At 38.1% G+C, this 13457-nt stretch carries 15 protein-coding genes; 12 read left to right on the top strand and 3 right to left on the bottom strand.

The features are described 5' to 3' along the window. Positions 1-115: 115 nt before the first annotated feature. The gene (locus tag MLOOGBEN_RS22480; protein WP_095250039.1) at positions 116-694 is read right to left on the bottom strand and encodes a biotin transporter BioY; all 579 of its coding nucleotides are present in this window, start codon (positions 692-694) and stop codon (positions 116-118) included. Positions 695-1049: 355 nt separating this feature from the next. After that, on the bottom strand, positions 1050-1823 hold the full coding sequence (locus MLOOGBEN_RS22475) for an SDR family NAD(P)-dependent oxidoreductase (protein WP_179160517.1): 774 nt from the start codon (positions 1821-1823) through the stop codon (positions 1050-1052). A gap of 443 nt (positions 1824-2266) precedes the next feature. Between MLOOGBEN_RS22475 and MLOOGBEN_RS22470 the strand changes: the two genes are divergently transcribed. From MLOOGBEN_RS22470 to MLOOGBEN_RS22450, 5 genes are all read left to right on the top strand, one after another. After that, complete coding sequence (locus MLOOGBEN_RS22470) at positions 2267-3322, top strand: TauD/TfdA family dioxygenase (RefSeq protein ID WP_179160516.1); 1056 nt, start codon at positions 2267-2269, stop codon at positions 3320-3322. Positions 3323-3476: 154 nt separating this feature from the next. Next, entirely contained in the window at positions 3477-4766 is a 1290-nt protein-coding gene (locus MLOOGBEN_RS22465; protein WP_256989222.1) for an MFS transporter, read from the top strand. A 32-nt stretch (positions 4767-4798) separates the two neighbouring features. Further along, positions 4799-4963: a hypothetical protein gene (locus tag MLOOGBEN_RS22460; RefSeq protein WP_179160478.1), complete on the top strand. Its 165-nt coding sequence runs from the start codon at positions 4799-4801 to the stop codon at positions 4961-4963. Positions 4964-5275: 312 nt separating this feature from the next. Then, complete coding sequence (locus tag MLOOGBEN_RS22455) at positions 5276-5998, top strand: CoA transferase subunit A (protein WP_179160515.1); 723 nt, start codon at positions 5276-5278, stop codon at positions 5996-5998. Positions 5999-6046: 48 nt separating this feature from the next. Next, positions 6047-6727 (top strand): 3-oxoacid CoA-transferase subunit B, encoded by a 681-nt coding sequence (locus MLOOGBEN_RS22450; RefSeq protein ID WP_218781297.1) that lies wholly within the window; start codon positions 6047-6049, stop codon positions 6725-6727. 81 nt (positions 6728-6808) lie between these two features. Here MLOOGBEN_RS22450 and MLOOGBEN_RS22445 read toward each other — a convergent pair whose 3' ends face one another. Continuing rightward, positions 6809-7714 (bottom strand): LysR family transcriptional regulator, encoded by a 906-nt coding sequence (locus MLOOGBEN_RS22445; protein WP_179160513.1) that lies wholly within the window; start codon positions 7712-7714, stop codon positions 6809-6811. A gap of 142 nt (positions 7715-7856) precedes the next feature. On the opposite strand from MLOOGBEN_RS22445, the gene MLOOGBEN_RS22440 reads away from it, so the two are divergent. The 7 genes from MLOOGBEN_RS22440 (at position 7857) to MLOOGBEN_RS22410 (ending at position 13439) form a co-directional block, all read left to right on the top strand. Next, positions 7857-8645 (top strand): SDR family NAD(P)-dependent oxidoreductase, encoded by a 789-nt coding sequence (locus MLOOGBEN_RS22440; RefSeq protein ID WP_179160512.1) that lies wholly within the window; start codon positions 7857-7859, stop codon positions 8643-8645. A 184-nt stretch (positions 8646-8829) separates the two neighbouring features. Further along, positions 8830-9306, top strand: a complete 477-nt coding sequence (locus MLOOGBEN_RS22435) for a 2,4'-dihydroxyacetophenone dioxygenase family protein (protein ID WP_179160511.1) — start codon at positions 8830-8832, stop codon at positions 9304-9306. Between the two features lie 250 nt (positions 9307-9556). After that, the gene (locus MLOOGBEN_RS22430) at positions 9557-10339 is read left to right on the top strand and encodes an SDR family NAD(P)-dependent oxidoreductase (RefSeq protein ID WP_179160510.1); all 783 of its coding nucleotides are present in this window, start codon (positions 9557-9559) and stop codon (positions 10337-10339) included. Positions 10340-10468: 129 nt separating this feature from the next. Then, positions 10469-11611 carry an acyl-CoA dehydrogenase gene (locus MLOOGBEN_RS22425; protein ID WP_179160509.1) on the top strand — a complete coding sequence of 381 codons (1143 nt, stop codon included), beginning with the start codon at positions 10469-10471 and terminating at the stop codon, positions 11609-11611. 70 nt (positions 11612-11681) lie between these two features. Continuing rightward, on the top strand, positions 11682-12125 hold the full coding sequence (locus MLOOGBEN_RS22420; protein ID WP_368737818.1) for a MaoC family dehydratase N-terminal domain-containing protein: 444 nt from the start codon (positions 11682-11684) through the stop codon (positions 12123-12125). Between the two features lie 32 nt (positions 12126-12157). Next, a complete protein-coding gene (locus tag MLOOGBEN_RS22415) occupies positions 12158-12565 on the top strand; it encodes a MaoC family dehydratase (RefSeq protein WP_179160507.1) in 408 nt (135 codons plus the stop codon). Between the two features lie 109 nt (positions 12566-12674). Further along, positions 12675-13439 carry an electron transfer flavoprotein subunit beta/FixA family protein gene (locus MLOOGBEN_RS22410; protein WP_179160506.1) on the top strand — a complete coding sequence of 255 codons (765 nt, stop codon included), beginning with the start codon at positions 12675-12677 and terminating at the stop codon, positions 13437-13439. Positions 13440-13457 lie beyond the last annotated feature (18 nt).

Genomic DNA, 13457 nt, shown 5'->3' with positions numbered 1-13457 from the left:
TCCGTATTTTGGTGCTTTCTTTATAATATGAAAAAAGAAATGACGTATGAATTGTAAGTACGTCATTTCTTTTTTTTTTAAATCGCGTTAGTGATTTTGTTTTTTACTGAAGTTTTTATGCTGATTTTGATAGATTATTTTTTTCTGAAAACAATAATTTAGCTGAAATTAATCGATTTCGAACTAAGATACCAATCCACGAAGCAAGGGAAGCCTTGATTAAACCAACAACTATAAATGGTGTAAATCCTCCCGCAAAGGCGGCTGTCCAAGAAAGATTTGCAGCAACTTTCAACCAAACAGTCCCAAATGTCAAAGTGATTAGCATACCAATACTATTTGCAATCACTGCATTTTTGAGGTTGAAGGATGTTTTTTCCATGAACCAACCAATAAGGAAGGCTGTTGGAAGGAAGCCAACTAAATATCCTCCTGTTGGTCCGATAAGCTTTGAAAATCCACCAGAAAATTCTGCAAATACAGGTACCCCTGAAGAACCGATAATTAAATATAAAATAACTGAAAATGATCCGTAACGTGACCCAAGGATTGTTGCTGCTAATCCAATGGCAAGTGTTTGTCCTGTAATCGGAACGAGCGGAAGTGGAATGGTTATTTGGGCCAATACGCCAATGATTGCCGAAAAAAGTGCCGTAACAATCATCATTCTTAATTTTACTTGTTGATTTTTCATTTTGTTTTCCCCTTGTCGTTTAATTGTTAACTAATATACATATTTGGTTGACAATTAAACTATATAAATATTAAAAATATTTGTCAACACTAAGTGGATAATAAATGATATATACTTTTTTATTCCTCAAGTGTAATTAGCATGCTTAGTGTATGAAAGGGTTTTTGTCTATCCATTTGTGAAATAGTAATTTATTAATCTTTATTGAATGGGGAGACCATTTTTTGTACGAACGTGACTTTAGTTGAATAATTTATGTAAATTAAAAATCAAGAAAACTTGCCAATACAGTGGCAAGTTTTCTATTTTATTACCCAAAATCTATGTCAAACAGTTAACCTATAAACTCTTTATTTTAGAAATAAACGGTATTTCCAATGCCGCCAGTTACCGGAATAACATCGCCAGTAATCGATGCCGCCAAAGGCGAGGCCAGGAAGGTAACGACATAAGCAATTTCCTCTGCAGTTATCAAGCGGCCGAGGGAATTCAGTGATTCTACATGGCGTATAGCTTCCTCATTCGTGACCCGGCCTCTAAACGTTTCAGTATCGACGATCCCTGGGTAAACAGCATTAACGTTAATTCCGTGCTTTCCTAATTCCAATGAGGCGGATTTCGTCATATGGACAACAGATGCATTACGCGGACCAGAACTAAAATAATTGCCGCCAATTCTGGCAGCCAGACCACTTATATTTATTATACGGCCCCATTTATTTTCTATCATATAAGGTGCAACCGCTCGGATACAGCGAAAATAGCCCATGTACTTTTCTTCAAAATCTTTCAAAATAAGTTCATCTTTAATACTATAAAAATCCTCTGGCTCCTGGCCGCCAACACGGGCTCCGCTGTTGATTAATATATCAATGCTTCCCATTGCTGCTGCTGATTGTTCAATTAGATTTAAGATAGAGTTAGGATCAGTGGTATCTGCCACGATCGGATAGATATTTCGCCTCGTTTCTTGTGCCAATTCCTCTGCAGCGATCTTTAGAGTGGATTCGGTTCTTGAACAAATCGTACAATCTACACCTTCTAGAGCCAACTGGCGGGCAACAGCTTTACCAATACCACGGCTTCCTCCAACAATAAGTGCCTTTTTTCCGGATAACTTTAAGTCCATAGTTCAACCTCCTGTTTTGATTCGCTAGTAATAGTCGAAAGTAATTTTTTTGAATATTGACTCATTTTGATTCTACCTTTTAATAATAATTATATAAAATTAAAGATTTTAATTTGTAATTAAGTTTTACTAATATATTATGATGTTGAAATTTTCCATTGTACATGGGGGCACTATTTTTATATATTAGTGTTATTTACATGCAAGTTAAAATCTTTAATTTTTTTTTACTGAAAATTATGAATATAATTAATGTAATGACTATTAACACAGTCAAAATGCTATTAAAGCGATTCTTGTAAATAAAGGGGGGAACATCGTTCAATAGTATTAATTGTTTGAACAAGATTTACAAAAACGAGGGAGTCAATCTTTTGGAAGAAACAGCCCGAACATTGTCTACTAAAGAAAAGGTTGCATTAGAAAACGAAGGAGGAGTATAGGTGCCGTCCATTTTAAAGGAGAAAATTCAAGGACAAGCAGCATGGAAAGGTATTGATCTAGTAAAAGATAGTTCATGGATTTATTATTTATCTGAGAAAACGATTGCTTCTCTTGAAAGCGCTTTATATTTTGTGAAACAAAAAGGTTTAAAAGCACCAGATTTTAACAAGGAGGACTTCCCAATTCCTGATCTCTCAGACGAAATCGCTTACTTTATCGACGAGCTGGAAAATGGGAGAGGATTTCTGTTAATTCGTGGATTACCAATGGAAAGATATACGGATGAAGAAACAAGCATTATTTACTGGGGTCTAGGAGTACATATGGGCATTCCGGTAGCGCAAAACGCAAAAGGTGATCTTTTAGGGCATGTTGTAGATCAAGGTCTCAACATTAATGATTCCAATGTACGCGGTTACCAAACGAAAGCACATCTTCCCTTTCACCCAGATGGCTCTGACGTAGTCGGTTTATTAAGTCTCAGGAAGGCTAAATCGGGGGGATTTAGTAGTATTGTAAGTTCGATGGCTGTTTATAATGAAATTCTCGAGAAGTACCCAGAGTACCTTGAAATTCTCTATCGTCCATACTTCTTGGATCGTCGTGGTGAAGAAGCACCAGGAGAATCTCCAGTATATTCCTCACCAGTCTTTAGCTATTACAAAGGTAAATTGAGCTGCAGATATAATCGTGGATATGTCGAATCTGCACAAGCGAAAACAGGTATCCAATTGTCAAAGGAAGAAATGGAAGCATATGACTTAATGGATTCTCTCCTTCATGATGAAAACATGCATATCGATATGATGATGGAACCTGGTGATATGCAATTCGTAAATAATTATACCGTTCTTCATTCACGTACTATATATGAAGATTATGAAGAACCCCAACGCAAACGACATTTATTAAGATTGTGGCTTACGATGCCAAATGGGCGAGAAATTGCGCCGGATTTCGCTATGTTTATTGATGAGAAAACAGGTAAAGCGGGTCGCGGCGGTATTCCCGTCCGTGAAAAAACTGCTGGCGGCATTGGAGAAAACATGAGGTAATGATTTTAATAAAAATCAGGTGGTTAAACAAAGTAGATTTACTTTTAAAAACCGTATCATAAGAAAACGAATTGCTTCATGTAATGGGAGTGCCTCTTAGATTTTACAAAAAGATTTTCCTATATATAGTAGAAGAGAAGGGGAGATTATTACATTGAAAACACCAAAATATTCTTGGATTATATTATTAATTCTTGTTGCTTCCGGAATGGTCAACCAAGTTGATAAAATTATCATCGGTTTAGTCTCCGTTCCTCTAATGAAAGAGTTACACTTAAGTCCTTCACAATGGGGAGTTATTGGAAGCTCATTCTTTTGGTTCTTTACCATATCCTCTTTAATTATTGGTGGCATGGCCGATTCCAAAAACACGAAAAAAATGTTTACTTGGATCATGTTAGTATGGTTGGCTGTTCAATTTACCACACCATTTGTTTCCAGTCTGTCTTTATTAATGTTTTCAAGAATGATCTTGGGAGCAGGAGAAGGTCCAGCGATTGCTATATCAACTTCTCTAATAGGAAAATGGTTCCCTAAACACAGACATGGTATAGGCTTTGGTGCTGTTCTCTTTGGAGCAGCAATCGGACCAGCGATTGCTTCTCCATTATTAATCTCCTTGATCTCTCAAAATGGATGGAGATCTGCTTTTATTGCAATGGGGATTGTTGGACTTATTGTTCTAGTTTTATGGATGATATTCGGAAAAGAAAGCCCAAAAGAAATCGGGTTACCTACAATTGAACATGAGGAAAAGAACTCATTCATCTCTTCTAAGGTTTCTTGGCGTCAATTTCTTCCGCATCTTTTTTCAAAAAATTTTATGTTTACCGTTTTGTGTGCAGGTTGTGCCTATTGGTTATTGTCTGTTCAAGCGGTTTGGTTTCCAGCATACTTTACCAATGTTCAACATTTTGATGGAAAAACATTAAAAATGGCAGTGTCATTGCCTTTTCTCTTCGCTGCCATTTCCCAAATTGTCTTTGCCTTGATATCAGATCGGATATATCGCAAAACAGGTGATATTCGAAAAGCACGAGTAAATCTTGCAGGTATTACAATGGTGCTATCCGCTATTTGTTTATATCTTGGAAGTGTCGTGAATTCAAGTGCTATATCCATCTTGTTCTTCATTCTTGCTCCAGGTTTTGCCATTGTTATTCTATCACTCGCACCCGCTATGTTGATGGAATTCTTTTCTACCAAAAACATTGGAAAAGCACAAGGGACATATGTTGCTCTATCAAGTTCAGCAAGTATTATTGCTCCAGTTATATTCGGGAATTTTATCCAAAATTCAGGAACTGAGGCAATTGGATATGGTTATGGGTTCCTAGTAACTTCATTGGTTATGTTTGTTTTCGGATTATTGTTTTTGACCATTGTACGTCCTGCGAAGCAAACTAACACAACGATAAAAACAGAGGAAACTGTGATTATTTAAAAATCATGATTTAATCGAGGAGGAAACGAAATATGTGTAAAAATAACATGGCTGTTGATGGAATGGATTGTTGTGTAGATTGCAATGAAGAATTAGCCATTATGGAGCGAAATCGCAGTAAGTGCTGGAATTGTCTGGATAAGATCTCCGAGACTTACGCTGATGATCATATTGATGAGGAAGATGGAGTAATGTAACAAAATATGAATTTATGATATTTAGCAGCCAATCTATGCATAAGTACCGACTAATTACATATTGTTGGTGTGTGTAGAAATGGAATAATAATATGGATTAAGCCTTGGCGAATGGCTGCATGATTAAAAGGGCCTCCAAAATGGAGGTCCTTGATTATTTTTAGGTCCTAGGGTTTTATTGTAAGTAAAACTTACATACAAATTAAAATTTTTAATTTTATTTAATTTTTACTTATGAGTATAATTTTTATCATACTATTAAAATTATCACAAACTGTCAGAATTTTTTTATTAATGTAGGGAGTGAAAAGAATGGCTGGTCAAGGTAAGATAATCACAGAATTTAATGAAGCGATTCAAGATATTCAAGATGGTGCAACCATCATTGTTGGCGGGTTCGGACTATCGGGAATTCCCGAGAATCTAATCCTGGCGTTGGTGGAAAAGGGAACAAAGGACTTAACGATTGTTAGTAACAATTGTGGGGTCGATGATTGGGGACTGGGTCTTCTCCTTGCAAATAAGCAGATTAAGAAAATGGTAGCTAGCTATGTGGGGGAGAACAAAATCTTTGAAAAGCAATTTTTAAGTGGAGAATTGGAAGTAGAGCTTGTTCCGCAGGGGACACTGGCTGAAAGAATTCGGGCAGGAGGAGCTGGCATCCCTGGATTCTATACGCCGACTGGTGTTGGTACCCAGATTGCGGAGGGCAAAGAAGTTCGACATTTTAATGGGAGACCGCATATTCTTGAAAAAGGGATAGTGGGTGATTTTGCCTTTGTAAAGGCATGGAAAGGCGACTTGTTAGGAAATCTTGTTTACCGGAAAACAGCGCGCAATTTTAACCCACTCGCTGCAACCGCAGGGAGGGTTACAATTGCCGAGGTGGAGCAAATAGTTGAAGTGGGTGCTCTTGAACCGGATGAGATTCATACACCTGGGATCTATGTCCAAAGGATATTGGAAGGAAAGAATTATGTGAAAAGAATTGAACGCCGTACCGTCATACCTACTAAAATCACCATTGAAGGGTAAATACCTGTTAAAATTACAAAGCAGTTTTTCTAGGGGGAATATATAGTGATGGATACCAGGACAAAAATCATTAAGCGTGCAGTTCAAGAGATTCAAAATGGAATGAACGTAAATCTTGGGATTGGAATACCTACTTTGCTTGCCAACGAAATTCCGAATGATGTTCATGTATTATTACAATCAGAAAATGGCTTGCTTGGGATTGGACCTTATCCTTTTGAAGGTATGGAGGATCCTGATCTTATAAACGCAGGGAAGGAAACGGTTACAGCAGTTAGCGGAGGATCGTTCTTTGATAGTGCTGAGTCTTTTGCCATGATTCGAGGAGGACATATTGATTTGGCCATCCTAGGTGGTATGGAGGTATCTGAACAAGGAGATCTGGCAAATTGGATGATCCCTGGAAAAATGATCAAGGGTATGGGAGGAGCGATGGATCTTGTCCATGGTGCCAAAAGAATCGTGGTCATTATGGAACACACCAATAAGTACAATGAATCCAAGATTAAAAAAAGCTGTACCCTTCCATTGACCGGTCAAAAAGTTGTGCATCGATTAATTACGGATTTGGCTGTGTTTGATTTTACACCTGAGGGCATGATTCTTATGGAAACTCAAGAAGGTGTTACAGTTCATGAAGTAATGGAGAAGACGGAGGCTTCCTTTACGATTAGTCCCAATCTGAATTTAGGTAATGGGGAGCTGCAAAAGGCTTCGATAACAATATAAAAGAAATAATACTAATAGATTCCTATAAAAAGAGAAGCACTAAGTCCACTTTGGACGAAGTTGCTTCTCTTTTTTTCTGTATTAACTTTTAATAATTTCAGATTTAAGATAATGGATATATTTGTTGCCAAAAGTGGATAAATGTTTATTTTCTGATCGAACTAAACCTAAAGAAATATTAACAGTGCTATGATTCACCAGATCTACTGGAATAATATCTCCATTGATAACGGAAGGATAATTTTTCATAACGAAATCAGGAGCAAATGTAATGGCCAAGTTTTCATTGATGGCTTGTAGAACGCCGGCCATATTATTTGATGTAAATAGGATTTTTAAAGGCTTATATCTCTTAAAAAAATCTTGTACAAAATATTGCATTAATTCACCTTTATAGGTGACGAGAGTTTGATCAAGTATATCATTTGGTGTTACGGTACCAAGAAACGCTAAGGGAGAATGCTTAGAAACATATACTTTCTGCTTCCCCTCAATAAAAGCTTCAAAAGCTATTCCTTCCATGTTTACGCTCAAATCACTTGAATATGTAATCAGTCCGAAGTCAATTTTATGCTGCCTGACATCTTCAATTACAGCATTTCCACTTTTTTCGGTTACCTCAAGATTTACGTGAGGAAAATCATGTCTAAAAGCTGATATTGCTTTTACTAGAAAGGTCATTAAACCTGGTAGAGAAGAAATTTTTAGTTCCCCCACTTCTGTGGAATTCATTAAGTTGGCTGTCTCTTTTATTTCTTCAAGTTTTTTTTGTACTTCATAGGCTAGTTTTAGAATGATTCTGCCTTCGTCCGTTGGGACAGCACCATGTCCCCGTGACCGTTTAAGAATTTTAATCCCTAGCTCCTTTTCAAAGTTGGTAATGGACTGACTGATTGTGGATTGAGTTACATGTAGATTCTGTGCCGCAATAGACAGAGAATTGTATTTAGCAACTTCAACGATATATAGTAATTGTTCAATATTCATTGCTGTACCCCTTTTTAAATATTAGTAAAACTTAATTACATATTAAAATCTTTAATTTTATTTCATTATAATTTATTAGTACAATCAATATCAATAAGATTTTTAAAATCTTTGAATATTCTTAATAAGGAGGAAATGTAAAATGTCATTAAAACAATTGTTTGATTTAACCGGACAGACAGCAATCGTTACCGGAGGCGGCAGCGGGCTAGGGCGTGTAATGGCACTGGCTTTAGCAGAGGCAGGTGCAAACGTAGTAGTTTGTTCTCGTAGGTTAGAAGTTTGTGAAGAAGTTGTAAAAGAAATAGAGGCATTAGGAAAACAAGCACTTGCTCTAGCGGTTGATGTAACAAATCCTGAATCTGTCGTTCAAGGCTTGGAGAAAGCTGTTTCTCATTTCGGAAAAATTGAAATTTTAGTCAACAGCAGCGGAACGGTTTTTGAAACACCTGCTACTGAAATGCCTTTAAAACAGTGGCAATCTATGCTTGATACAAATGTGACTGGTACATTCTTGATGTGTCAAGCTGTAGGAAAACAAATGATTGAAAACGCATACGGAAAAATCATTAACATTTCTTCTAGTATTGGTTTTAAAGGCGTTGACCCAGAAGCAGTAGATTCTGTAGGGTATACAACTAGTAAGGGTGCCGTTATGACTTTAACGAAGGATCTTGCAGTTAAGTGGGGTCGCCATGGAGTGTATGTAAATTCCATTGCTCCTGGAGTGTTCACTACTGGAATGAATAACCCAGAAATACCGGGAACACTTGTACACAAAGCAGGTCCTTTCATTGCTTCCCAAGTTCCAGTTAGAAGGTTAGGCAATGACAATGATTTAGTAGGTGCTCTCCTATACTTTGCTTCAGCAGCTTCTAATTATTGTACAGGACAAATATTGGTTCTTGATGGGGGCCTTGGGGCTAAGTAAATTTCATCCAAACAACGAGCAGTGTAAATTAATCAAACTTAATTGCACATTAAAAATGTTAATTTTACTTAGCTGAAAATTAAAAATATACTGATATTATAAATTCGAAAAAGTTAATTAGCTGAATCATGTAAGCGTTAACAGCGTGCGAATTTAAAAACATACAATGGAAGAGGGAATTGTAGTGAGTAATGTAAAAAATGTACAAGCAGCAGTAGCATATCATGCAGGAAATGTTAATGTAGATGAATTGCCTTGGGTTCCTTATTTCGGAGATGCGAAATTTAAATTGCTTAAAGCCAATCCTGTGACAGGACAGAATATTACCTTATTATATGTACCTGCGAAAATGCAGCTTCCGGCCCATTTTCATCCTGGACAAGTCATTGTTTATACTGTACAAGGATCTTGGAGATATCTCGAGGAGTCTTGGATTTCCAAACCTGGCGATATGGTTTTTGAACCTGCTGGCTCCACACATACACCTACAGCTGTAGGGGATGACGACGTTATTACATTCAATATTGTGGAAGGAACATTAGACTATTTGGGTGAGAATGGAGAAATTATTGCACGAGATAATTGGGAATCATTCCTGAAAAGATACCTTGACTATTGCGAGGCTGAAGGAATTGAACCAGTTGATGTGACTGCGTTTTAAAATTAAATCTGTTATAAAAAGAGAAGCCCTGTGTCTAAGTGACGAAGAGGCTTCTCTTTTATTATGGGTAACTCTTATTAATTTCAGGAATTTAGAAAAATCGATAGTTTTCACTATCTATATATTAGAAATACTTACTTATATATTAAAATGTTTAATTTTATATAATTTATACTAATGAGTATAATCAATAATATAATAATGTTTATAAATTTTAGAATTTTCCGAATGTAAAGGGGCTAAAAAACATATGCCAACAGAAACTGTTTTGATTACAGGCGCTACTAAAGGGATCGGTTTGGAATTCGCAAAAGTTTTCGCAGACCATCGCAATAACTTGGTATTAGTTGCCAGGAACGCAACGTTGTTGGAACAACAAGCTGAGATATTACAAAAGGATTATGGAGTTCAAGTAAATACTTTTGCCGGTGACTTAAGCAGCCAAGCAACAGTAGAGAACTTGCATCGGTACTTGAAAAACGAAGAAATCAACATCGATATTTTGATTAATAATGCCGGGGCTGGCGGATTAGGATTAATGACGGAATTGGATATTAAGAAAGAATTGGAATGCCTGCAGCTCAACATGATATCGCTTACGTATTTAACCAGACTTATAGCGGGTGAAATGGTTAAACGAAAGCAAGGTAAAATTTTAAATGTGGCTTCAACGGCGGCCTTTCAGCCAACTCCAGGGATGTCGATGTATGGGGCAAGCAAATCGTACGTCTTAACCTTTTCAGAAGCGATTGCGGAAGAATTAAAAGGAACCGGAGTTCATGTTAGTGTATTATGTCCCCCATCAACCAAAACGCCGCTCACAGAAGGATTGGCCGCAACAGGAACAAAAATTTTCATTAAGAACTTGATGGACCCAGAAGCAGTTGCCAAGTACGGCTTTGCAGGGTTAATGAAGAATAAAACAGTGATCATTCCAGGTTTTAAAAATAAAATTATGGCTAAATCAGTGGGATTGCTGCCAAGGAAGTGGGTAACCATCTATACCCGAAAGATGATCGAGCAAAAAGTATAAATAGCGATTTAATTCCCATCCCTTGAAAAGGAGGGGATTTTTACAGCTATCTTCGGAATGAGCAATCGCTCGCTCAACATACTCGGAAGAAATAGGATACGCAAAATATATTAAAAGAGGAGTCTAACAATGAACTTTTTATTATCAGAAGAACACCAGATGATGCAAAAAATGGTGCGCGAGTTTGCACTGAACGAATGTGAGCCTACTGCAGCACAGCGAGATGAAGAAGAATACTTTGATATCAAGATTTGGAGGAAGATGGCAGAACTTGGCTTATGCGGAATCCCTTGGCCGGAGGAATACGGTGGTGCCGGTGCCGATTATATGAGTTATGTGATCACGGTGGAAGAACTTTCCCGGGTGGATGCTTCCATAGGGACTACTCTTGCTGCCCATTCATCGTTAGCCGGATGGCCGGTTTTTAAGTTCGGAACGGAGGCACAAAAACAAAAATATTTGCGAGCCATGGCAGAGGGAAAAAGCATGGGTGCGTATTGCTTGACAGAATCTGGATCTGGATCTGATTCCAGTGGAATGAAAACATCTGCGGTACTCAAAGGCGATGAGTGGATATTGAACGGTTCGAAGATTTTTATTACCAACGGTGGTTATGCGGATATCTATATTGTCTTTGCCCAGACCAATCCGGAACTAAAGCATAAGGGGATTACCGCTTTTATTGTAGAAAAGGACTTCCCAGGTTTTTCTGTAGGAAAGAAGGAGAAAAAGATGGGCATTCGCTCCTCCGCAACAACGGAAGTGATTTTTGAGGACTGCCGTGTGCCAAAGGACAATCTCTTGGGACAAGTAGGTGAAGGGTTTAAGATTGCTATGATGACCCTCGACGGCGGTCGGAATGGAGTAGCTGCCCAAGCGGTGGGAATTGCTCAGGGAGCGTTTGATAAAGCAGTAGAATATGCGAAGGATCGCGTCCAATTTGGCAAACCGATTAGCGCGCTTCAAGCTATACAATTCAAATTAGCCGATATGGCTACTAAAATAGAAGCCTCTCGTTTATTGACATATCAAGCTGCCTGGCGAGAGGATCATGGAATCCCTTATGGGCATCAATCGGCAATGTCCAAACTGTTAGCCGGAGACACTGCAATGGAAGTTACGCTAGAGGCTATCCAAATATTTGGAGGATATGGTTATACAAGGGAGTACCCGGTAGAACGTTATATGAGAGATGCTAAAATCACTCAAATCTATGAAGGAACACAAGAAATTCAGCGTCTTGTTATAGCTGGAAATCTGCTGAAACAATAAAGAAAATTCAAAATTTAATCAACCTAAGTAAGAAGCTACTATTTTAAAGAGGTGGAAGAACTTGTCAGATGTGAAAGATTTAGTTGGACTTGAGTTAGAACCATACAGCATGGCAGTGGAAAAAGGGAAAATAAAAGAATTAGCCATAGCCATTGGTGATGATAACCCGATTTACTACAGCTTAGAGGCAGCCAAGGATGCAGGTTTTGAGGGCATTCCCGTTCCGCTTACCTTTTTGCAAGTCATTGAATACCATGGCGGATATGGCTTTCAGGAAAAAATGGAGGTATTGAAATTAAACCCAGTAAAAATATTGCATGGTGAGCAAGATTATGAATATCTTGGCGATATTTATGCCGGAGATGAGCTTCATGTTACGAGTAAGATTGTTCGGGCAGATACCAAAATTGGTTCTTCTGGCGGAATGGATTTTGTTACGGAAGAAACCAGATTTACCAATCAAAAAGGCGAATTAGTGGCAATTGCTAAAATTACGTTAGTTCACCGTCATTAAATAGCAGCTGATGATAGGGGGAGAAATAAATCATGTATTTTGAAGATTTGCAGGTGGGAGATTCATTCCCAATTCTGAAAAAAGATCCGATTACACGAGTTCAGCTCGTAAGATTTGCAGGGGCATCCGGAGATTTTAATCCACTGCATACCGTTGAAGAGGTTGGGGAGCAAGCTGGCACAGGTATTATTGCTCACGGAATGTTAATCATGGGGATGTTATCACAAGGAGTTACATCATGGATACCACGAAAAAACATTAAGAGAATACAAGTGCGTTTTAGTAAAATGACGCATCCCGGAGAATCTATCGAAATTGTTGGCAGAGTGATAGAGAAAAAAGCTGATAAACTCGTTGTGGGTGAAGTATTGGCGAAAAACTGTGACGGTGATGTGAAAGTTTCAGGGATTTTTGAAGCGATATTACCATCAACGAATTAGTAGAGGAATCGTATTCTCCTAACTTGCAACGTGTTTAATTTAAGTACGAAAATCCTTTTTCGGTTCTATACTGTTTTTTAAATATTACATCAGAAGGGGATACGAAAAAATGAACATTTTAGTATTGATGAAACAAACGTTCGATCCGGAGGAAAAAATTGCGTTCCAATACGGCACCGTTAGTGAAGAAGGGGTAAACTTCATCATCAATCCTTACGATGAATATGCAATTGAAGAGGCGCTTCAATTGCGGTCATTGCACGGTGGAGAAGTAACGGTTATCACGGTAGGACCTGAACGTGAAGAGAATGGGCTGCGAACGGCGCTTGCTATGGGTGCGGATAAAGCGATTATCGTTAATAGCGAAGATTTAAATCTTGATGAACACAGTACAGTTAAAATTCTTGAGTCAATTATTAAAAATCGGGAATTTGACATCATATTAGCCGGTAATGTGGGAGTTGATTATGGTAGTGGACAAATTGGTCCACGCCTTGCAGAGGAACTCAATATTCCACAAGTGACGACGATCACGAAGCTTGCGATTGTTGGAACCGAAGCTGTGATCGAGCGGGACGTTGAAGGAGATAAAGAGGTTGTCTTGGTATCTCTTCCAGTTTTGGTCACAGCACAACAGGGACTAAATGAGCCGCGATATCCTTCCTTGCCTGGCATCATGAAGGCGAAGAAAAAGCCAATTGAGCGGATTGAAATTGATGATTTACATATCGAAGACGTTCTAGAAGTAAAGACAATAACTACCGAGACATTTTTTGCGTCGAAAAAAGGAGCAGGACGTATCCTGGAGGGGACCATCGAAGCTCAAGTTTCAGAACTGGCTGTACTTCTACGCAATGAAGCGAAGGCAATCTAACACGCAGGAGGAGAACTA

Source organism: Bacillus sp. EB106-08-02-XG196, assembly GCF_013396335.1.
Classification (GTDB): Bacteria; Bacillota; Bacilli; order Bacillales; family Cytobacillaceae; genus Neobacillus.
Note: the sequence above shows the minus strand (reverse complement) of the source record. Positions and strands in the feature narration are given on the sequence as shown.